This is a genomic window from Nocardia africana NBRC 100379 (assembly GCF_001612635.1).
In the GTDB taxonomy this organism is placed as follows: domain Bacteria; phylum Actinomycetota; class Actinomycetes; order Mycobacteriales; family Mycobacteriaceae; genus Nocardia; species Nocardia africana.
This window is the reverse complement of sequence record NZ_BDAV01000006.1, coordinates 756003-776612: the sequence shown is the minus strand read 5'-3', so window position 1 is coordinate 776612 and position 20610 is coordinate 756003. Positions and strand designations below refer to the sequence as shown.

Sequence of the window (20610 nt, the reverse complement as noted above, 5' to 3'; positions counted from 1 at the left end):
CCCCCGTCGGAGCCCCGCCGAGCGCGGGCTCCGGGCTTTCGTTCCTGCGTGACTGTTCGTGCGTGACGTTCGTGCGTGAAAAGGATGAGGGAATGATCGGCGAGACCTTCGATGACTATCTGGACGAACACGGCAACATCACCATCCTGGGCGATGCGACCCTGATCGATTTCGTCGACAAGCACAGCGCGGCGAACGGGGACGAACTGGCCTACCGCTACATCGACTATTCGCGCGAGCGCGACGGTGAGTACCACGAGCTCACCTGGCGTCAGTTCGGTGCCCGGTTGCGGGCGGTGGCGGCCCGATTACAGCAGGTGACCCGGCCGCGGGATCGAGTGGCCGTGCTGGCGCCGCAGGGGCTGGACTACGTGGTCGCGATGTTCGCGGCGGTGTACGCGGGCAATATCGCTGTACCGCTGTTCGATCCGGACGAGCCCGGCCACACGGACCGGCTGCACGCCGTACTCGGCGACTGCCGGCCGACCGCGATCCTGACCGCGAGTTCCGCGGCGGCCGGGGTGCGGGAATTCTTCCGCGGCATGCCGGCGGGGCAGCGTCCGCGCATCATCGCGGTCGACGCGATTCCCGACAGTGTCGGCGCGGGCTGGACCGAGCCCGACATCACCATCGACAGCGTCGCGTATCTGCAGTACACCTCCGGTTCCACTCGCACGCCCGCCGGCGTGGAGATCACGCATCGCTCGGTCGGCACCAATCTGCTGCAGATGATCGACGCGCTCGGCATCGACCAAACCGCCCGCGGCGTCACCTGGTTGCCGCTGTTCCACGACATGGGTCTGCTGTGTGTGATCCTGCCGGCGATCGGCGGCAAGTTCATCACCATCATGTCGCCGAGCGCGTTCGTCCGGCGGCCCTATCGCTGGATCAAGGAGTTGGCCGCCGCCTCCGACGGCGCGGCGACCTATGCCGCCGCCCCGAATTTCGCCTTCGAACACGCGGCGGCGCGCGGGCGGCCGAAGGCGGGCGAGCACCTCGATCTGTCGAACGTGATCGGTCTGATCAACGGCAGTGAGCCGGTGTCGGTGTCGTCGATGGCGAAATTCAACGAAGCCTTCATGCCCTACGGATTGCCGAAGACGGCGATCAAGCCGTGTTACGGGATGGCCGAGGCCACCCTGTTCGTGTCGGCCACCCGGCGCGAGGACGCCGCGCGGGTCGTCTACGCCGACCGCACCCGCCTCAATGCCGGACACCTGGTCGAGGTCGCCCCGGACGCGGAAGACGCCGTGGCACAGGTGTCCTGCGGGTATGTGGCGCGTTCACAGTGGGCGGTGATCGTCGACGACAGCGGCGCCGAACTACCGGACGGCCGGGTGGGCGAGATCTGGCTGCACGGGGAGAACATGGGAATCGGCTACTGGGGTCGTGCCGAGGAGACCGAGGCGACCTTCCGCAACCGGCTCAGCGCCCGGCAGACCACCGGCAGCCACGCCGAAGGCACTGCCCCGCAGGCATATTGGATGCGCACCGGAGACTACGGTGTGTACCACGACGGCGAGTTGTACATCACCGGCCGCGTCAAGGACCTGGTGATCATCGACGGGCGCAACCACTATCCGCAGGATCTGGAGATGTCGGCACAGGAGTCGTCGACCGCATTGCGGCCCGGTTTCGTGGCCGCGTTCTCGGTGCGCGGTGACGAACTGCCCGCCGACCTCGCCGCCTCAGGGGCAGCGGGCGAACATTTGGTAATCGTGGCCGAACGGGCCAGTGGCGCAGCCAAACTCGACGCGGCACCGGTGGCGGAGGCAGTGCGAGCGGTGATTTCGGCGCGCCACGGGGTCACCGTGCGTGAACTGCTCCTGGTGCCGGCCGGGTCGATTCCGCGCACGTCGAGCGGCAAGATCGCCCGACGTGCCTGTAAGGCCGCGTATCTGACGGGAACCCTGCGCGGCGGCCACCGGCAGCAGGCCTTCCCGGATGTCACCGACGATCGGCCGAGCGGCGCGGGCGAGGCGGATTAGGTGAGGCAATCCTCGTGTGCCCGTTGAGATGTCCTCTGGGCACCGGATTGTCCGGTACTTGTCCGTCCGCGACGCACCGCCGCGGAGTTACCGTGTAGCTACATCAAGATGTAGAACCGGATATGGGGCAATGTCATGGAGTTGTCTACCGATTATCTCATTGTGGTGATGGCACATTCGGCGCCCACCCGGCCATTGACAGTGGAACGTGCGCATCAGGTGATGCAGTTGCACACCGATTGTTCGACCGACGGCTGCGGGATCAAGCAGGCGGCGTTCGATGCGCTGGTCACCGCCGGGCATATCGTGCCCGACAGTTGCCGGCACCGCGGGTAGCGTGCGTCGGTCGGCGTCGGGGACGCCGACCGGCACACGTGATCCGATCGATCGTCAGAGCCGTTCGATGACGGTCGCGTTGGCGAGGCCACCGGCCTCGCACATGGTCATCAGGCCGTAGCGGCCGCCCGACTGTTCGAGGTGGTTGACCAGCGTCGCGAGGATGCGGACGCCGGAGGCGCCGAGCGGATGCCCCAGCGCGATGGCGCCGCCGCGGGGGTTCAGCTTGGCCGGATCGGCATTCAATTCGTGCGCCCACACCAGCGGGACCGGCGCGAAGGCCTCGTTCACCTCGTAGGCGTCGATGTCGTCGATCGACAGACCACCGCGCGCCAGCACCTTCCGGGTCGCGGGGACGACCGCGGTCAGCATCAGCAGCGGATCGTCGCCGGTGACGGCGAAGGAATGGAAGCGGGCGCGCGGGCGCAGGCCGAGGGCGGCGGCCTTCTCCTCGCTCATGATCAGGGCCGCGGAGGCGCCGTCGGTGAGCGGGGAGGAGTTGCCCGGCGTGATGGACCAGTCGATCTCGGGGAAGCGGGCCAGGTACCGATCGTCGGCGAAGGCGGGACGCAGACCGGCCAGGCCCTCGACCGTGGTGGACGGCCGGATGGTCTCGTCGGCCCGCAGGGTTCCGGCCGCGACGATCTCGCGATCGAACCCGCCCGCAGCGGCGGTCTCGGCGGCCAGCCGGTGCGACCGGGCCGCGAATTCGTCCAGTGCGGTGCGGTCGAACTTCCACCGCGCGGCGATCACCTCTGCCGAAATGCCCTGCTGCACAAGCCCTTCGGGGTAGCGATGGGCGATCGGGCCGCGATTGACGTCGGCGCCCTGGCCGTTGGAGAACATCGGGACCCGCGACATCGACTCCACACCGCAGGCGATGGCGATGTCGTAGGCCCCAGCGATCACGCCCTGAGCGGCGAAGTGCGCGGCCTGCTGGCTGGAGCCGCATTGGCGGTCCACGGTGGTGGCGGGGACGGCCTCCGGAAATCCGGCCGCGAGCACCGCGGTGCGGGCGATGTTGGACGCCTGTTCCCCGCTCTGCGTCACACAGCCGGCGATCACGTCGTCGACCAGCGCCGGGTCCAGGTCGTTGCGGGCGACCAGGTCGGACAGCACTCCGGCCAGCAGGGTGGCCGGGTGGACCCGGGACAGGCCGCCACCGGATTTTCCCTTACCGGACGGGGTCCGGACGACATCGACGACGACTGCCGTGGTCATAGCCACTCCGATCGATCAAAGTTACTCGAGGTTCTTCTTTAAGTTAACACCGGTTCGCTTCTTTTTCGAGAGTGGGCCCGGTCTTCCGGCGGTGTGCGGCCCGGCGGCGGCACGGTTCGCGGGCGTCGTCGGCTGCTGCGCGGTCCCCGGATGTGGCAGACTCGGCACGGCACGATGCGGCCGGTCGACGACCGTATGTGGAAGGTGATGCGGGAGTTGGGATGGCGAGTGCGCTGAGCGCGATCGAACAGCAGGTGGCCGACCACAGACGGGCCGCCGCCCAGGAACGATCGGCCGAGGCCGAACTGCGCCTGGCGACGTCGCTGTGCGAGTTGGCCAAGGCCTGCCTGGACACCAAGACCGAGGGCGCCGACCGCGACCGCGCGCCCGCCGCGCTGGAGCCCGCCCAGGAGGCGGTGCTGATCCGGCTGCACTGGCTGACCGCCGGGCATGTGACCGCGCAATTCGCCGGGCAGGTCACCGAGGCGTTGCGACTGTTCGAACAGGCCGCCCGCACCATCGGTCATCGCGAACTGGCCACCGCGACCATCCGCCAGGCCTGCGACGCGTATCACCAAGTGGCGCAGAACTATCCGATGGCGGCCGGGGTGTGCGCCGACGGTCTGTCCAAGTGCGGGGTGTGGCTGTGCCGGCTGGATCCGGAGTCGGCGGTGGCGGCCAGTGCCGAGGCGGTGCGTATCCGCGCTGGGCTGTTCGCCGCCAACCCCGATCAGGCGGGCCGCTACCTCGCCAGCCTGAACATGCTGCTGCGGACGCTGATGATCGGCCGCGCGCGCAAACAGGCGCTGGCGATGTATCGCGAACGGTACTCCGCGTGGACCACGCCGGAGATGACCACCCGGTTGCGTGAGACCTCGATCGACGAACTGGAATTCACCAGCAAAACCCATGCCGCCCTGGTGAAGTTGGAATGTCCGACGCTCGAGCGGGCCGGATATCTCACTCAGCAGCAGATCCTCTACCAAACCGCTGGTGATCTCACCACGATCGAGGAGATCAACTGGAAGCTCGGCCTGGTCGGGCTCAAACCCCTCGCCGCCGGTGCGCTGGCGGACCCGCCGTCGAAGCCCATGGAGATCGCCACCTCCTACGGTGCGCTGAGCGTGCGCTGCGCCGACGCCGACGCCGTGGCCCGGGTGCGCGCGGCGGTGATCGAGGCGTATGCCGCCGACGGCGCGCATCCGGTGGACAGCAGCGCCTTCGCCGGAGTCGGCGAAACCCATTGGCATATGCCCGATCCCGTTCTCAACGCCGATCCGAAGCTCGGTGACGACGTGGTGCTGCTGCAGCGCGCGGGTAGCTGGGTGCATGTGCTGAGCCTGTTCTGGGAACTCGCTCCCACCGGCAAAAACCCTCTGGCGCTGCGTCTTTCGCGGCAGTGGCCGGTGCTCGCGGTCAACACCATCGAGAACCTGACCTACGAATTGTGCTGGTACGCCGACGGTGCGGCGCGACAGTTCGCCGCGCTGGGCCGACCGGCCGGACAGGAACCGCTGGACACTCCGCTGGCGCCGTTGGACTTCGCGATGCTCGCCGACTACGGCGCCGACTACGCCTCCGAAACCCAGGTTCGCGCGGCGTTCGGCAACTCCGGCATGTTCGCCAAGCTGACCAACCTGCCCGCCAGCGGGATCCGGCAGGCCGGACAGGCGCGTGCGCTGGCCGACTACGGCGACCAGATCCTGTTCTTCCGCGGCGGTACGCGGCAGGGCTGAGCCGCTGTGCGGTGGGTGTCACCGCGGGCGGTTACCGTCGACACCATGAGACTCTCGGTCGGATGCGCGCAGTGGACCCACGAGGCGTGGCGCGCGTATCAGCCGGATTCGCGGCGGCGGCTCGGCGGTTATGCCCGGTACTGCACCGCGGTGGAGGGCAACACCACCTTCTACGCCACGCCGAATCCGGCCACCATACGGTCGTGGGCCGAGCAGACGCCCGAGGACTTCCGATTCGTGCTCAAGCTGCCGAGGACCGTCACCCACGAACGCAGGATGCGTGGTGGTGACACGGAATTGGCGGAATTCCTCCGCGCGGTCGAACCGCTGGGTCCGCGCATCCACGCGCTCTGGGCGCAATTGCCGGCCTCGTTCGGGCCGGACGATCTCGGCGTGCTCGCCGGCCTGCTGCACCGCCTGCCACGCCGGTATCGCTGCGCGGTCGAGGTGCGCCACCGCGCGTTCTTCGCCGATCCCGAGGCCGCCGAGCGGCTGGAGTACGTACTGGAACGTATTGGCGCCGAATGGATTCCGTTCGACACCACCACACTGTTCGCCGCGCCGCCACGCAGTCCCGGTGAGTACGAGGCGAGCGCGAAGAAGCCGCGGCTGCCGCGCCGCTTACGGGCACTGACCGACCATCCGATCGTGCGGTATCACGGCAACGACGATATCGAGGCGACCGTCGCCGGTTGGCAGCCGTGGCGCGACCTCGTCATCGAGTGGTTGCGAGAAGGGCGGTCGCCGACGGTCTTCGTCCACACCCCCGACAATGCGGATTCGTTACTCCTGGCCCGGCGGTTCTACGATGACGTGCGGTCCGCCGGCGCGGAGCTGCCGGCCCTCGTGGATCCGGCGCCGATCGAGCCGATGACCTTGTTCTGAACGACATGAACCACCGCCGTACGCCCGCTGTATAGTTGGCGCCCGCAACTGTTTGCCCGCGCTGAGCAAGTCTGCAGATCTGGGAAAAGGGGACACCCGATGACCGCTGCCGGCCTCGACCGCACCGTCACTGCCACAGCGCTCGACGTCACTGCCACAGCGCTCGACGACATTGCCACAGCGCTCGACGACGCCGATCGGCTCGGCGCCCAATTGATCCGGTTCGTCCGCGCGGTCAATCGCGCCAAGACGCAGCTGTCCAAGGCCGGCCCGGACGGACTGGAGAAACTCGCCTACGCCATGCTTTTCTGCCTGGTTCACGACGGACCGCAGCGGACCGGCAAGCTGGCCGAGCAGTTGCACGCAGAGATCTCCACCATCAGCCGGCAGACCAGATCGCTCGTGGCACACGGGCTGGTCGAGCGCCGCGCCGATCCGATCGACGGCCGAGCATGCGTACTGGCCGCGACGGACGAGGGTATTCGGGTGTTCGCCGAGAATCGGCGCTTGCGCAACCTCTGGATCGCCGAGGTGATGGCCGATTGGCCTGCCGCGGACCGGTCCACTCTGATCGCTTTGCTCGACCGGCTCAACTGCGGTATCGAATCAACTCCACCATCGACGGCCGAACCGAAACAGGGCTTGGAAATATGACCACTTCGACCACCCGGGAACCGGCGGCGCAGCCGGCCCCGGGCACCGCGCCGGGCACACTCTCGCATCGGCAGATTTTGACTATTTTGTCCGGTTTGTTGCTGGGGATGTTCTTGGCGGCGCTGGATCAGAATATTGTGAGTGTGGCGATCGTCCGGATCGCGAATAGTTTGCATGGTTTCGATCAGCAGGCGTGGGCGACGACGGCGTATTTGATCACGGCGACGATTTCGACGCCGTTGTACGGCAAGTTGGCCGATATCTATGGTCGTAAGCCGTTCTATTTGCTGGCGATCGGTATTTTCGTGGTGGGGTCGGCGGCGTGTACGTTCGCGACGTCGATGTACGAACTGGCGGCGTTCCGCGCGTTCCAGGGATTGGGCGCGGGTGGCCTGATGTCCTTGGCGTTCACCATCATCGGCGATATCGTGCCCGCTCGCGAACGTGTGCGGTATCAGGGCTATTTCATGATGGTGTTCGGCACCGCGACGGTCGCCGGCCCGGTGCTCGGCGGCTTCTTCTCCGATTACGACACGCTGTGGGGGATCGACGGCTGGCGCTGGGTGTTCCTGGTGAACGTCCCGATCGGTGTGCTGGCCCTGGCGGTGGTCGCGAAGGTGCTCAACGTGCCGCACGAGCGGCAGCGGCACCGGGTGGACTGGTTCGGTGCGATCGCGCTGGCGATCTGTGTGGTGCCGTTGCTGATCGTGGCCGAACAGGGCCGTGGCTGGGGCTGGGAGTCACCGCGCGCGCTGGTCTGTTACGGCATCGGTGCGGCCGGTTCGGTGCTGTTCCTCCTCGTGGAATTCCTGATGAAGGATGCCGCGCTGATTCCGCTGCGGCTGTTCCGGAATTCGACGTTCTCCATCACCATCCTGGGTGGTTTCATCGTCGGTATCGCGATGTTCGGTGCGATCAGCATGGTGCCGCTGTATCTGCAGGTGGTGCGCGGCTATTCGCCGACCAAGGCGGGTCTGCTGATGCTGCCGCTGGTACTGGGCATCATGATCGGCTCGCTGATCGCTGGGCAGGTCACCAAACTCACCGGCCGCTACAAGATCCTGCCCGTGCTGGGCACGTTCGTCATCGCGTGCGGGGCGGCGCTGTACGCGCAGGTGCACTACGACAGCCCGCTCTGGCAGCCGCTGGTGTACAGCGCGGTCATCGGCTTCGGACTCGGCGGCTGTATGCAGACGTTGATCATCGCGGCGCAGAATGCCGGGCCGCGGTCGGATATGGGGGTGTCGACGGCGTCGGCGACCTTCTTCCGGCAGATGGGCGGCACGCTGGGTGTGGCGGTCTTCCTGACGATTCTGTTCAATCTGTTGCCGCACAAGATCATCGACGCCTTCGGTGGTGTGCTGCCACCCGGATTCGACACCGGAAAACTCGACCAGTTGCAGGCCAACACCAGCGGTATCGCGGCACTGCCGGCGCAGGTGCGCGATCCGATTCTCATCGGCTTCACCGATTCCCTGCACGGCGTGTTCTATGCCGCCGCCGGGGTGGCGCTGCTGGCCTGTATCGTGCTGCTGTTCATGAAAGAGATTCCGCTGCAGGACAGTTCGTCGCCCTCGCAGCGCGCCGAGCCGGTGCGGGACGAACGGGCCGTCGCCGACACCGAAGCCGCCGAGTCGGCGCCCGAAGCCTGGGAGCCGGAGCCGTTGCGGGACACGGAAGGCGGAGACGACCGGCCGGAATCGGCGCCGGGACTTGCCGGAACGGGCGCGCACACCGCGTTGCCGGAGGCTGTCGGCGACATGCCCGGCGACGCGCCCTTGTCCGGACGCATTCACCGCGAAGACGGGCAACCGGTACCCGGCGCGGCGCTGACACTGATCGACCAACGCGGACACCAGGTTTCCCGCGCCACGACCGATAGCGAGGGCGCCTACCACCTGAGCGTGCCGGACGCCGGCAACTATGTGCTGATCGTTTCCGCCGAGGGGCATCAGCCCGCCGCGGTGAACGTCGCGATCGACTACGAGCCACAGACGGTCGATCTCACCCTGCTGGGCTCGGGAGAGCTGTCCGGCATCGTCACCGAGGGGCCGGGCCGGCCCCTCGCGGGCGTGACCGTCACGCTGACCGATCGGCGTGGCGAGGTCGTCGGTGCGGCGGTGACCGGAGCCGACGGCGCCTACGCCTGTCACGGCATCGTCGCGGGCACCTACACCCTGGTCGCGGTGGCCGGACATCGCAGGCCCGACGCCACCACGTTGACCGTGCCCGCGACCGGCGTGCTGCGCTACGACATCGAACTCGCGCCGACGGCGGTGCTGTCGGGCCGGGTGCGCTCCGAGCGCGGTCCGGTCGCCCATGCCCACATCGCGGTGCTGGACTCGGGCGGCACGGTGGTGGCCGCCGCGTTGACGGACGGAGACGGTCGCTACCGGATCGACGATCTGCCCGCTGGTGACTACACGGTGGTGGGTCGCGGCTACCCGCCCGCCAGTGCGCGAGTGGCGGTCGACGGCGAGCGGATCGCCCACGACCTGCGGCTCTGCTACGACGGCGCCGCCGACAGGTCGTGATCGGTATGCCGCGGCCGGTGCGGCGAGACCGGGGTGCGGTGGGCGTGCGGTAGATGCGGGTGGCCTCGGACCGGGCCGTATTCGGCGGTGCTCGGCCCCCGATCGCCCGGCCCGATGTCCCCGGGCTCGATATCGCCCGGTCCGGTATCGCCGGATCGCAGGGCGGTGCGCTCGAGGACCCGGGCGCACAGCCGGATGACCGCCTCGTCCAGGGTGATGCCGATCTCGGCGGCGTGCAGGGTGGCCATCTCGACGGCCCCGAGGTCGTCCACGAAAGCCGGATCGGACAGGATCTCGTCGACGATCATGCCGCTCAGCGCCTGTTCCTGGGTCAGGAGCTCGCCGGGCAGCCAGCTCAGCAGCCACTGCCCGGGAAGTGAGGGCAGACGCTGGGCAGATTCCGGGGTGACATCGCTGGTCATCAACCAGTCGGTGATATGAAGCGTCATGGCATTCCCCTTCCACCAAGCCGGCCGCTGCGGCGGTCGTTGCCGCTCCGATAAACGGAGAGCCGGTGGCTATAGCTAAATGCTAAGGACGGCTTTCCGGGGCTGTCAACTAAGCATCTGTGCTTATCTGCGATATCTTCGGTACCTTGATGCCCAACTTGAATCAGATATGCCCAGCGAATATCCGCATTGATTACCAGTGGTGGGCATCGAGGAGTGAAAGTCCGCTTCGCGGAACGGATTCGAGCCTCCTGTGGCAGAATCCACAGCGCGCCCAGCGCATTCGAGTTATCGGTGAGCCGTGTTCGACGTGCGTTCATCGGAGTAATGAAAAATTGATGTTCAGCTGATGAAGCAATGGGCCACATGTGATTAGAATTCCGCATCGTGACACAATCTGACCCAGACGGTGGCGAACGGATCGGCGAACTGGTGCGCCGGCTCCGTATCGAGTCCGGTCTCACCCAGGCCGCGCTGGCCAAACAGGCGGACTGTTCACGCAGCCTGGTGCAGCAGATCGAGAACGGAACGCGGGTGCCGCCGCTGCCGCTGCGGGAACGTCTGAGTTCGGCACTGGGGCAGGAACTTCCGATGGACGGCGTCGCCGGCTCGTCCGAACCCGGCGGGCATTACGACCTGCGGATGCGTTTCAACGTGCTCTTGGGCAAGGATCCCGCTGTCGTGGACCGGGTGCTGACGATCGCCCAGACCATCCTCGACGCCCGGGGTGCGCGCGAGGAGGTGGAGCCGCTGCGCCTCATCGCCGCCCGCCAGCTCGAACGCGCGGAAGAGCTACTGGCGCAGATACCTTCGCGCAGTGCGACGGTGTGGGAGTGGAATACGGTCAACGACTGGCTGACCATCCTGGAGCAGGCCGAGCAGTCCGTGCGCGCCATTCACACCGCCGATCTGGGCACCATCGGTGGTGACGTCGGCGACGACTACCACGCCGCGATCGTGCGCCTCGCCGATTCGGTGCACGAGCCGCGAATCACGGTGCGGCGCATGTACGTTCTGGACCGCATCGAAGATGTGTGGCCCTACGACCACAAGTTGTGGTGGCAGGCGCGCTCCGGTGTCGAAAGTGTGCTGGTCAAGCGTGAGCACGCGCGCAACGCGCAGAGCATGCTCGTCGTCGACGACCGATACGTCTGCGTAGGGGAATACGACTACTCGCGACAGACCCGGGTCGCGACGCGCTTCTCGGTGCTCAAACACGATGTGGCGTTCGCGGTCCGGCGCTTCGAGAAGCTCTACGATCTGCGGCGCATCGGTTCGGCGATCGTGGTCAACGATCTGCTGGCCGATCCGCAACTGGCCCGATTCGAACGCCTCGGCGACGGTGAGGGACGGGAGCTGTTCCGCGAGACGCTCATTCGAGCGTGGAGCGATATCCCCGCCCCCGGCCACGCGCCGCTGGAAACAGGGCGGCTGTGACGACCGGCCCCCGGCATGCCGAGCGAGCCGACGCCGCGCTGATCCTGCGTTCGGAGGAGCGCAAGAAGGAACTGCGCCGGCAGCTGCCGGAGACCGTGCCCTTTGCCGGGCGATCCGGTCGCGGGTACCACGGTGTGCTGGACGCGTATCACGGCGAGACCGGATTCGAGATCGATCCGGCGGCGGCGCGCGCCCTGCGGCGGGCGTGGAACGATCTGGCTCCCCATCGGATCCGGCGGCGAGGTCTGCCGGACTACGACAAGCGGCAACCGCTGGAGTTGCGGGAGTCGGCCGCCGCCCGCCTGTTCGATCGGCTGCACCGCCCCGCGGACGGCGTGCCCGGCGTCCGGGTGCGTCCCGATGAGGTTGTCGTCTGCCCGTATTCGAGCATGCTGATGCTCGAGGAGGTGATCGCCACGGTCGTGCGGCCCGGCGGTGTGATCGTCTGTCCCGAGGGTTTCTACAAGAACTTCGCCACTCACATCGCGAAATTCGATGTGCGAGTGGTCGTTCCGGAGGCGACGCCGGATGATTCCTTCCGGATCGACCCGATCGCACTGGCCCGGGAACTGGAACGACACGGCGACGCCGTCTGCGCGGTGCTGCTCACGCTGCCGGGCAATCCCGTCGTCACGCGGTACTCGCTGGACGAATTGCGCGAACTGGCAGGTGTTCTGGTCGCGGCCGATGTTCCGGTGGTCTGCGATATGGCCTTCGACCGGATCGTCGGCGGGCACATTCCGCTCGCCGCGCTGGAGGTGCCGACCGCCCAGGGCCCGGTCCGGCTGTACGACCGGATGGTGACCGTCACCGGTAATTCCAAGGGCTACAACGCCTTCGGTCCGTGCAAACTCGGCGCGGCGTGCTCCGGCGACGCGCCGTGGCTGGAGCGCGTCCGGGCGCGACTCACCATCGCCTTTCAGCGCGAGAGTACGCATCTGGTGCGTGCCGTGCTGGACCATACGCCCGACGCGTATTTCGAGCACAACCGGAAGCTGGTGCGCGAACAGTTCGACACCGCCTTGGAGCGGATCGCCGCGATCAACGCCGAATTCGGGGCGAACACATTGCGGCCGTTGGGTTCCGGAGCCAGCATGTTCCTGTCCGTGGTCGCCGATTCCACTCTTCTGGACGCGGCGGGGATCGACGACAGCGCCGCGTTCGAGGATCTGCTGCTGGCCGGTGCGGGAATCGACAGCGTCGCGCTGGGCCGCACCGGATCACCGCGGCCGGGGGTGCGGCTCAACGTCCTCGCGCCCCGGCACGGCCCCGGCACCGAGTCCCGGGAGTTGATCGACGAGCTGTTCGACCGGCTCGGCGGGCTGGTCGCCGACCTGGCCGGCGGCGCCACCTATCGCGACATCCTGCGGCGGCGCGGTATCGCGGAGCCACCGGCGTGATCGTCGGCGTGCTGCGCGAAACGGCTGCCCGGGAACGGCGGGTGGCGCTGACACCGGACGGTGTGCGACGGCTGACCGCGGCCGGGATGCGAGTCGTGGTGGAGGCGAATGCCGGGCGGGCGGCCGGTTTCGGCGACGCGGCCTACCGGTCCGCGGGGGCGGCGATCGCGGCGGATCCGGTCACCGTGGTCGCGGCCTGCGATGTGCTGGCCTGGGTGAAGCCGACTACGCACGATCTGCGCACGATGTCGCGCCGGCCGAATCTCACGCTGATCGGCTTCCAGGACCCGTTGCGGCGCGCACCGCAGATCGCCGAACTGCGCAGCCTGGGTGTGGAATCGGTGGCGTTCGAACTCTTTTCGCACGAGACGGGTGAATCGGATGCGCTCTCGGCGATGAGCCGGATCGCCGGCAGCGTGGCCTATCTCGCGGGCCGGCGGCTGGTGCCGCGCACCGTGCGCCGGCCGATCCGCTCACTGATCCTGGGCTGCGGCCAGGCCGGACTGTCGGCCGTCGAGGCGGCGGCCGCCTGCGGGGCGGAACCGCCGGTGGTGCTGGGGCGCCGGCCCGAACTGCGGCGGGCGCTGAACGCGCAGGGGCCCAATGTCTTTCACTGGTCCGGCGAGGTCGACGCCGCCTGCGTGCTGGAGCGGATCCGCGCGGACAAACCGGATCTGGTCTTCTGCGCCGCGGTGCGGCGCGGACAACGGGCGCCGCTACTGGTCGACCGGACCGCACTCGACGCCCTCGGGGACGGTGCGGTCGTGGTCGATCTGACCGCCAAGGCCGGTGGCAACTGCGCGGCGACCGTCACGGACGCGACGGTGGTACTGGGCAACGGCGTCGTGGTGACCCACCGCTCGAACTATCCGGCGCGCCGACCGGCCCCGGCCAGCCGCGCCTACAGTGCGGCGGTAACCGCATCGATACTGCGACTGGCGGACTCCGGACTGCCGGATGCTCAGACTGCCTCGAATGCCTCCGCCACGATCGGACGAACCTGATCCATTCGCGCGTCCGGCTGTTCGCGCCGCACCGACGTCATATCCACGTCGGGCAACCCGCACGCGACGGCCCACTGCCACGGTTCCAGATCGCCGTCGACGTTCATGGCGAAGCCGTGGCTGGTGACGCCGCGGCTCTGCCGCATGCCGATGGAGACGATCTTGCGGCCCTTCTCGACGGTCCACACGCCGGTGAGCAGTTCCGAACCCGGTGGCGTGTCGCGGCGTTGGGCCCGGATGCCCAGCCGGTCGAGCGCGGCGACCAGGCGATATTCGACCTCGCGGATGTAGTCCACGACGCCCTCGCCCGCACCGAGCTTCACGACGAGATATCCGACCAGCTGTCCGGGACCGTGATAGGTGAGCTGGCCGCCGCGGGTGGTCTCGACCACCGGAATCCCGTGGTCCGGATCGGGGAGATGCGCACTCGGCGTGCGGCGGCCGATCGTATAGACCTGCGGGTGGCTGAGCAGCCACAACGTATCCGGCCGTTCGTCGCGCTGGCGCTGTTCCACCAGTTCGGCCATGCGCTCCATGGCTTTGTCGTAGTCGACGAGTTCGTCTTGGATCAGTGTCAGCGGCCGCGACCTCATGATCCGAGAATACGACCGGGGCCGACAGCGAACTCGCGCAGTAGTCCTCGGTACGCCGGGCCTCGGTACGCGGGCTCTCAGAACGCTTCGGTGTTGAGCTTGTCCCGCGCCGGCATCGTGTCGCCGCCCAACGTGACCCGGCCGATGGGAAACTCGCCGTCGAGGCCGGCCAGCTTGCCGGTGTCGCCGCGCAGGGTCAGCTCGTCCCCGCCGAGGGACAGATGCTCCAGCTCGGTCTCGGTGGCAGCGGGCTCCGGGTGGCGCCGATTGTGGACGATACTGCTGAGGTAGGCCGCGGCGATGATCCCCACGCCCAGCAGGCCGGTGACCACTTCGTTCAGGTGGTGGCCGGTGGAGACCAGCAGAATCGCCGCGAGCGTGCCGATCGCCCAGTGCGCACCGTGTTCGAGGTAGATGTACTCGGCCAGAGTGCCGCGCCGGACCAGGTACACGGTGATCGACCGGACGAACATCGCGCCGATCAGGCCGAGCCCCAAGGCGATGACGATCGGATCGGCACTGATGGCGAAGGCGCCGATCACGCCGTCGAAGGAGAACGAGGCGTCCAGCACTTCCAGATAGATGAAGCCGAAGAAGGCGGCGCGCCCGGTCAGCACGGCGGCGCGCGAGGGGCCCTGGCCGGGCTGCTCGTTCTCGAAATGCACGCCGAGACCGTCGACGAGGAAGTAGGTGGCCATGCCGAGCGCGCCGGAGACCATGACGACGTCGGCCTTGTTGTTGGGGGCGAGCACACCGGCGGTGAGCACCAACGCGACGAGCGCGATCACCACCGTGAACATCGAGAAGCGCCCGATCCGCGCCAGCGGTCGCTCCAGCCAGCTCAGCCAGGTGACCTCACGCTGGGTGCAGATGTAGTTCAGGAACAGCAGCAGCAGGAACATCCCGCCGAAGGCCGCGATCTTCGGATTGGCGTCGTTGAGCAGCGTCTCGTAACTGGGCCGGCCGTCCGGGAAGAACGGCGCGCCGCCGGCGGGTGGGTGCATCGCCAGCCGCAGCGCCTCGACCGGGTCCAGATGCGCGCCGATCGCGACCACCACCAGCGGGAACACCAGGCGCATGCCGAAGACCGCGATCACCATGCCCACGGTCAGGAAGATGCGCTGCCAGAACGCGCTCATGCGTTGCAGGACACTGGCATTGACCACCGCGTTGTCGAACGACAGTGAGACCTCGAGAACGCCGAGGGCTGCGACCAGCACCACGGCCTCCGGCCCGCCGTACAGCAGCGCGACGACGAGAGACGCCGCGGCAACCAGGAACGACAGGGCGAAAACTCGCACGAACATGCCGATGCCTTTCGTCAATTCGACACCCGCGGGGGGTATGACCTCGCGGGTTACAGCATTCAGAGTGCTCGCAACCCTGCCTTCGATTGTGACAGTTGAAGTGGTCCGGCGACAATCGAGAGCTAGTACCAGTGGTGGGACTGCCAGAACGCCCACGCCCCGTCGGGGCTGCCGTAGCGCTCGACCATGTAGTCGTAGGTCCAGCGGATCTGGGTCACCGGGTTGATCATCCAGTCCACCCCGTGGGAGGCCATCCGCTCCGGCGGCAACGCCTGCCCGAGACCGTAGGCGCCCGATTCCGGATTGACGGCGAACGGATTCCAGCTGCTCTCGTGTGTGATCACGTTGTCGAACGAGGGGAACTGCGGAGCCGGGACGATCGTGAGGGCGACCGTCTTCATCGGCAGGCCCAGCAGCAGACCCGCGGTGGCGGAACCGGATCCCGCGGAACCCGAGGCCGATCCGGATGCCGATCCGGACGTGTCGGCGCAGGCGGGCCCGCAGTCGGCGCCGGCCGTCGCGGCGAGGGCCGCCGCTGCGCCGACCAGCCACAGCGCGCAGAACGCGGCGAGAGCGGCGAGGCGGAGTCGAGGCGTCGGTGTCGTCTCGGTCACAATTTCGGTTGCGGTCCAGGCGGGTTCGAAAGATGGCGGCGAGGTTGCCGGGCCGATCGGCGAGGGGAAGGCGGCCGGAAAATGCGTTGCCGAATCCGCCGTTTTCGGGGTCTCATTTGTCGGCCGGGCCGGAATTCGGGCGGGCTCGATGGGCGCAGACATGGTCAGCTCGGTCCTTCCGCGTCGACGTGCCGATCGATCGGAGCCGGAAATGCGACAGCTCGAGCAAACCACCGGTAATCCCGGGATGTCCGGATTGCGTCCGGCGTGTCCGATTCGGTGTTCCCAGGTGTGAGCCGGGGTACGTGCGAGGGGGATCCGAACGTATGTATAGTTGGCCTCAGCAACTAGTTGTACATGCTAATCAAATGCGTCGTGGGGAGAAGGAAGCTCGATCATGGTCGTCGATGCCCGTGATCCCGGCGCCGGCGTCACCGAACAGGATGTGGCCGATCGACTCGGCGGCCAGCTGATCCGGTTGATGCGGGCGATCGGCAGAACGAAATCGCATATAGCCAAGTACGGTCCGGACGGTCTGGAACGATCGGCCTATTCCGTGCTGTTCTGCCTGGTCCACGACGGTCCGCAGCGGACGGGGAAGCTGGCGGACACGCTGCATACCGAAACATCGACCATCAGCAGGCAGACCAGGTCGCTGGTGGCACACGGCCTGGTGGAACGCCGGGCCGACCCTGTCGACGGACGGGCCTGCGTGCTGGCGCCCACCGCCGAAGGGGTGCGGGTTTTCGAGGAGAACCGTCGAAACCGCAACCGCTGGCTGGCCGAGGTGATGGCCGAGTGGCCCGCCGATGAACGGGCCAGATTGACCGATCTTCTCGAGCTGCTCGTCAGCGGCATCGAAGAATCCACAGCCGAAAAATCCACCGCAACAGCCGATTCGAATTAGGGCTTACATACACATGACGACTTCGACCAGTGAGGCTCCGCCGGCGCAGCCGAACGCTCCGACCGTCGCGCCGCCGGCGGACATGCGACCGTCTCTGTCGCATCGGCAGATTTTGACTATTTTGTCCGGTTTGTTGCTGGGGATGTTCTTGGCGGCGCTGGATCAGAATATTGTGAGTGTGGCGATCGTCCGGATCGCGAATAGTTTGCATGGTTTCGATCAGCAGGCGTGGGCGACGACGGCGTATTTGATCACGGCGACGATTTCGACGCCGTTGTACGGCAAGTTGGCCGATATCTATGGTCGTAAGCCTTTCTATTTGCTGGCGATCGGTATTTTCGTGGTGGGGTCGGCGGCGTGTACGTTCGCGACGTCGATGTACGAACTGGCCGGGTTCCGCGCGTTCCAGGGACTGGGCGCCGGTGGCCTGATGTCGCTGGCCATGACCATCGTCGGCGATATCGTGCCGCCGCGTGAACGGGCCCGGTACCAGGGCTATTTCATGATGGTCTTCGGTACCTCCACCGTGCTCGGCCCGGTGTTGGGCGGTCTGTTCTCCGATTACGACACGCTGTGGGGGATCGACGGCTGGCGCTGGGTGTTCCTGGTGAACGTCCCGATCGGCGTGGTCGCCCTCGCGGTCGTGGCCAAGGTTCTCAACGTCCCGCATCAGCGGCAGAAGCTGAACGTCGACTGGTGGGGTGCGATCGCGCTGGCGATCTGTGTGGTGCCGTTGCTGATCGTGGCCGAACAGGGACGCACCTGGGGCTGGGGTTCCGGCAATTCGGTGATCTGCTACGCCATCGGCGCGGTGGGCCTGGTGCTGTTCATCGGGGTGGAGTACCTGATGAAGGACTCCGCGCTGATTCCGTTGCGGCTGTTCAAGAACTCCACCTTCTCGGTGGTGATGATCGGTGGTTTCATCGTCGGTATCGCGATGTTCGGTGCGATCAGCATGGTGCCGCTGTATTTGCAGGTGGTGCGCGGCTATTCGCCGACCGAGGCGGGTCTGCTGATGCTGCCGCTGGTGCTGGGCATCATGATCGGCTCGATGATCTCCGGTCAGGTCGTCAAGCGCACCGGCCGCTACAAGATCCTGCCGGTGGTCGGCACCTTCCTGGTGACGGTGGGCGCGCTGCTCTACGCCCAGTTGCACTTCGACAGCGCGATGTGGCAGGTGCTGGCGATCGGCGCGCTGGTTGGTCTGGGGCTGGGCTGCTGTATGCAGACGTTGATCATCGCGGCGCAGAATGCCGGGCCGCGGTCGGATATGGGGGTGTCGACGGCGTCGGCGACCTTCTTCCGGCAGGTCGGCGGCACGCTGGGGGTGGCGGTCTTCCTGACGATTCTGTTCAATCTGTTGCCGCACAAGATCACCGACGCGTTCGGCGGTCATCTGCCGCCCGGGCTGGACGCCGGCAAGCTGAACCAGTTGCAGGCCAACACCGCCGGAATCGGCGCGCTGCCGCAGCAGATCAAGGATCCGATCCTGATCGGGTTCACCAACTCGATGCACGGCGTCTTCTACGCCGCGGCGGGCGTGGCCCTGCTGGCCTGCATCGTCATGATGTTCATGAAAGAGATTCCGCTGCAGGATGCTTCCGCGCCCGCCCCGGCGCCGAAGGATCCGGTCGAGGCGGCCGGAGCCGAGTGGGCCGAGAACCAGGTGTGGGAGGGTGCCGCCCAGGCGCTCTCCGAGCCGGAACCGGTTCTCGCCGCCGCGTCGGCGGGTCGGCACGCTGCGGCCAACGGGCACGAATCACATCGAATTGCGGAGGTTTCGGCGATGACAAACACTCCTGTCGTCAACTCCCACGGCAGCGGCCACGCCATCGGCGGGCAGGTGCAGCGGGCCGACGGCCGACCGGTCGCGGGCGCCGCGCTGACGCTGATCGACCAACGCGGACACCAGGTTTCGCGTTCGACCGGCGACAGCGGCGGCCGCTATTCGATCGAGCCGCCCGGCGCGGGCAACTACGTGCTGATCGTCTCCGCGAACGGTCACCAGCCGGCCGCGGTCAACGTCACCGCCGACGGACGCACCCAGCGCCTCGACCTGACCCTGCAGGGGGCGGGCGAGCTGTCGGGCACGGTCCGGACCGCCGTGGCGGGAGAGCCGCTGGCCGGTGCGACCGTCACCCTCACCGATCTGCGCGGTGAAGTGGTGGGCGCGGCCGTGACCGACGCGTCCGGCAACTACCTCTGCCACGGTGTCGTCTCGGGGACATACACCCTGGTCGCGGTGGCCGAACACATGCGCCCGAGCGCGACCGCGCTGGTCGTGCCCGACAGTGGCCTGCTGCACCACGACATCGAGCTCGCGCCGATGGCGGTGCTGACCGGAACCGTGCTCGCCGACGGCGGGGCGGTGCCCGACGCGGAGGTCACGGTGCTGGATCGCTCCGGAACCCCGATCGGGACCACTCGCACCGACGAGAACGGGCAGTATGTACTGACCGACCTCAGCGAAGGGGAGTACACGGTGGTCGCGCGCGGTTATCCGCCGGTGACCAGCCGGGTCGCCGTCGGCGGCGGCGAGGTCGAGCACGATGTCCGGCTGGGTTACGACGACGGTGACGAGGCCGAGCGCCCGGCCGCCGAGCCCACCGGAGTCGCCGGCACCAACGGTGTCGCGACGAACGGAGAACGGAACGGGGTGCGGCACAATGGTGTCGAGCCCAGTGGTGTCGATCAGAACACGGAGCTGTCATGAGCGGTTTGACCGCACAAGTTCGCAATTCCGATGGCTGGCCGGTACCGGGCGCGCTGCTGACCGTGACCGATCTGAACGGTCGCCAGCTCGCCCGTGCGGTGGCCGACGAAACCGGCGCCGCGGCGACCGAGCCGCTGCCCGCCGGTATGCACACCGCGGTGGTGACCGCCCCCGGTTATCAGCCGGTGGCGCAGATCGCGCGGATATCGGCTTCCGGCAGTGGGCAATTGGGTGCGGTGGCGTTGCAGTCGGAGGCGAACTCCCTCGGCACGCCGGCGCCCGGCCCGTGGACCATCGACCCGGTGCATTCCACGGTCGTGGCCACCGCCCGCCACCTCGGTATCGCGAGTATCAAGGCGCGGTTCGCCGAGGTCGGCGGCCGGCTGGACGTGGCCCGCAACTTCGAGCAGACCACCGGTTTCGCCGAGATCAAGGCGGCCAGCATCGATACCGGAATCGGGATGCGCGACGACCATCTGCGCTCGGCCGACTTCCTCGATGTCGAGAGCTACCCGCTGATCGGCTTCACCGGAACCGGATTGCGGCGCACGGGCGCCGACACCTGGGTGATGCCCGGCGAATTGGAGTTACACGGTCAGCGCCGCCCGGTGGAGCTGGACCTGACCTACGGCGGCTCGGGACCCGACCCGTGGGGTGGGGTCCGCGCCGCCTTCCATGCCGAAACCCATCTGCACCGCAACGACTTCGCGATCGACTACAACGCCGTCGTGCGCGCCGGCGTCGCCGCCGTGGGCACCACGGTGAAGATCGAGCTGGATATCGAACTGGTGCAGGGAGATTCGCTGCCGCAGATGTAGCGGCGGGCCGGCCG

Annotated in this window: 17 protein-coding genes; 12 read left to right on the top strand and 5 right to left on the bottom strand. The window is 67.5% G+C overall.

What is annotated here, in order from left to right; all coding sequences use genetic code 11:
• Window positions 1-92: 92 nt before the first annotated feature.
• Window positions 93-1988, top strand: coding sequence for a long-chain-fatty-acid--AMP ligase FadD32 (gene fadD32 / locus NA3_RS11765; protein WP_062963655.1), 1896 nt, complete (start codon window positions 93-95; stop codon window positions 1986-1988).
• Window positions 1989-2123: 135 nt separating this feature from the next.
• Window positions 2124-2324 carry a hypothetical protein gene (locus tag NA3_RS11760; protein WP_062963520.1) on the top strand — a complete coding sequence of 67 codons (201 nt, stop codon included), beginning with the start codon at window positions 2124-2126 and terminating at the stop codon, window positions 2322-2324.
• Window positions 2325-2378: 54 nt separating this feature from the next.
• Here the strand turns inward: NA3_RS11760 and NA3_RS11755 are convergent, their stop codons facing one another.
• Entirely contained in the window at window positions 2379-3545 is a 1167-nt protein-coding gene (locus NA3_RS11755) for a thiolase family protein (RefSeq protein WP_062963519.1), read from the bottom strand.
• Between the two features lie 221 nt (window positions 3546-3766).
• Here NA3_RS11755 and NA3_RS11750 point away from each other — a divergent pair, with 221 nt between their 5' ends.
• The 4 genes from NA3_RS11750 (at window position 3767) to NA3_RS11735 (ending at window position 9354) form a co-directional block, all read left to right on the top strand.
• Window positions 3767-5281, top strand: a complete 1515-nt coding sequence (locus tag NA3_RS11750) for a hypothetical protein (protein ID WP_062963518.1) — start codon at window positions 3767-3769, stop codon at window positions 5279-5281.
• Between the two features lie 45 nt (window positions 5282-5326).
• A complete protein-coding gene (locus NA3_RS11745) occupies window positions 5327-6166 on the top strand; it encodes a DUF72 domain-containing protein (protein ID WP_062963517.1) in 840 nt (279 codons plus the stop codon).
• A gap of 99 nt (window positions 6167-6265) precedes the next feature.
• A complete protein-coding gene (locus tag NA3_RS11740) occupies window positions 6266-6820 on the top strand; it encodes a MarR family winged helix-turn-helix transcriptional regulator (protein ID WP_062963516.1) in 555 nt (184 codons plus the stop codon).
• On the top strand, window positions 6817-9354 hold the full coding sequence (locus tag NA3_RS11735) for an MFS transporter (RefSeq protein ID WP_062963515.1): 2538 nt from the start codon (window positions 6817-6819) through the stop codon (window positions 9352-9354). The genes NA3_RS11740 and NA3_RS11735 overlap by 4 nt, the downstream gene beginning before the upstream one ends.
• Here the strand turns inward: NA3_RS11735 and NA3_RS11730 are convergent.
• Window positions 9327-9803, bottom strand: coding sequence for a hypothetical protein (locus NA3_RS11730; protein ID WP_062963514.1), 477 nt, complete (start codon window positions 9801-9803; stop codon window positions 9327-9329). The two genes, NA3_RS11735 and NA3_RS11730, sit on opposite strands and share 28 nt — an antisense overlap.
• A gap of 387 nt (window positions 9804-10190) precedes the next feature.
• On the opposite strand from NA3_RS11730, the gene NA3_RS11725 reads away from it, so the two are divergent.
• The 3 genes from NA3_RS11725 to NA3_RS37640 are packed head-to-tail and all read left to right on the top strand — an operon-like array spanning window position 10191 to window position 13644.
• Window positions 10191-11240 carry a helix-turn-helix domain-containing protein gene (locus NA3_RS11725; protein ID WP_062963513.1) on the top strand — a complete coding sequence of 350 codons (1050 nt, stop codon included), beginning with the start codon at window positions 10191-10193 and terminating at the stop codon, window positions 11238-11240.
• A complete protein-coding gene (locus NA3_RS11720; protein WP_062963512.1) occupies window positions 11237-12640 on the top strand; it encodes a pyridoxal phosphate-dependent aminotransferase in 1404 nt (467 codons plus the stop codon). The genes NA3_RS11725 and NA3_RS11720 overlap by 4 nt, the downstream gene beginning before the upstream one ends.
• Window positions 12637-13644 (top strand): Rossmann-fold NAD(P)-binding domain-containing protein, encoded by a 1008-nt coding sequence (locus tag NA3_RS37640; protein ID WP_062963511.1) that lies wholly within the window; start codon window positions 12637-12639, stop codon window positions 13642-13644. Before NA3_RS11720 ends, NA3_RS37640 begins: the two co-directional genes overlap by 4 nt.
• Here the strand turns inward: NA3_RS37640 and lipB are convergent.
• The 3 genes from lipB to NA3_RS38550 all read right to left on the bottom strand — a co-directional run bounded on the left by lipB (window position 13602) and on the right by NA3_RS38550 (window position 16158).
• Window positions 13602-14237 (bottom strand): lipoyl(octanoyl) transferase LipB, encoded by a 636-nt coding sequence (gene lipB, locus NA3_RS11710; RefSeq protein ID WP_062963510.1) that lies wholly within the window; start codon window positions 14235-14237, stop codon window positions 13602-13604. The genes NA3_RS37640 and lipB overlap by 43 nt on opposite strands.
• 77 nt (window positions 14238-14314) lie before the next feature.
• Window positions 14315-15544, bottom strand: coding sequence for a DUF475 domain-containing protein (locus NA3_RS11705; protein ID WP_084491450.1), 1230 nt, complete (start codon window positions 15542-15544; stop codon window positions 14315-14317).
• Between the two features lie 122 nt (window positions 15545-15666).
• Window positions 15667-16158 carry an aggregation-promoting factor C-terminal-like domain-containing protein gene (locus tag NA3_RS38550; RefSeq protein WP_062963509.1) on the bottom strand — a complete coding sequence of 164 codons (492 nt, stop codon included), beginning with the start codon at window positions 16156-16158 and terminating at the stop codon, window positions 15667-15669.
• 397 nt (window positions 16159-16555) lie between these two features.
• Here NA3_RS38550 and NA3_RS11695 point away from each other — a divergent pair, with 397 nt between their 5' ends.
• Genes NA3_RS11695 through NA3_RS11685 form a run of 3 tightly spaced genes read left to right on the top strand, consistent with a single transcriptional unit; the run spans window position 16556 to window position 20596 of the window.
• Window positions 16556-17065 carry a MarR family winged helix-turn-helix transcriptional regulator gene (locus NA3_RS11695; RefSeq protein WP_062963508.1) on the top strand — a complete coding sequence of 170 codons (510 nt, stop codon included), beginning with the start codon at window positions 16556-16558 and terminating at the stop codon, window positions 17063-17065.
• 13 nt (window positions 17066-17078) lie between these two features.
• Window positions 17079-19778: an MFS transporter gene (locus NA3_RS11690; RefSeq protein WP_084491449.1), complete on the top strand. Its 2700-nt coding sequence runs from the start codon at window positions 17079-17081 to the stop codon at window positions 19776-19778.
• Window positions 19775-20596, top strand: coding sequence for a YceI family protein (locus tag NA3_RS11685; protein WP_030516045.1), 822 nt, complete (start codon window positions 19775-19777; stop codon window positions 20594-20596). The genes NA3_RS11690 and NA3_RS11685 overlap by 4 nt, the downstream gene beginning before the upstream one ends.
• Window positions 20597-20610: the final 14 nt, after the last annotated feature.

What these genes read in the sequence shown, in the direction of transcription:
- NA3_RS11755 (WP_062963519.1), bottom strand. Translation starts at nt 3,545, where the DNA reads ATGACCACGGCAGTCGTCGTCGATGTCGTCCGGACCCCGTCCGGTAAG.
- NA3_RS11740 (WP_062963516.1), top strand. Translation starts at nt 6,266, where the DNA reads ATGACCGCTGCCGGCCTCGACCGCACCGTCACTGCCACAGCGCTCGAC.
- fadD32 (WP_062963655.1), top strand. Translation starts at nt 93, where the DNA reads ATGATCGGCGAGACCTTCGATGACTATCTGGACGAACACGGCAACATC.
- NA3_RS11695 (WP_062963508.1), top strand. Translation starts at nt 16,556, where the DNA reads ATGGTCGTCGATGCCCGTGATCCCGGCGCCGGCGTCACCGAACAGGAT.
- NA3_RS11690 (WP_084491449.1), top strand. Translation starts at nt 17,079, where the DNA reads ATGACGACTTCGACCAGTGAGGCTCCGCCGGCGCAGCCGAACGCTCCG.
- NA3_RS11760 (WP_062963520.1), top strand. Translation starts at nt 2,124, where the DNA reads ATGGAGTTGTCTACCGATTATCTCATTGTGGTGATGGCACATTCGGCG.
- NA3_RS11685 (WP_030516045.1), top strand. Translation starts at nt 19,775, where the DNA reads ATGAGCGGTTTGACCGCACAAGTTCGCAATTCCGATGGCTGGCCGGTA.
- NA3_RS11735 (WP_062963515.1), top strand. Translation starts at nt 6,817, where the DNA reads ATGACCACTTCGACCACCCGGGAACCGGCGGCGCAGCCGGCCCCGGGC.
- NA3_RS11730 (WP_062963514.1), bottom strand. Translation starts at nt 9,803, where the DNA reads ATGACGCTTCATATCACCGACTGGTTGATGACCAGCGATGTCACCCCG.
- NA3_RS11750 (WP_062963518.1), top strand. Translation starts at nt 3,767, where the DNA reads ATGGCGAGTGCGCTGAGCGCGATCGAACAGCAGGTGGCCGACCACAGA.
- NA3_RS11705 (WP_084491450.1), bottom strand. Translation starts at nt 15,544, where the DNA reads ATGTTCGTGCGAGTTTTCGCCCTGTCGTTCCTGGTTGCCGCGGCGTCT.
- NA3_RS11745 (WP_062963517.1), top strand. Translation starts at nt 5,327, where the DNA reads ATGAGACTCTCGGTCGGATGCGCGCAGTGGACCCACGAGGCGTGGCGC.
- lipB (WP_062963510.1), bottom strand. Translation starts at nt 14,237, where the DNA reads ATGAGGTCGCGGCCGCTGACACTGATCCAAGACGAACTCGTCGACTAC.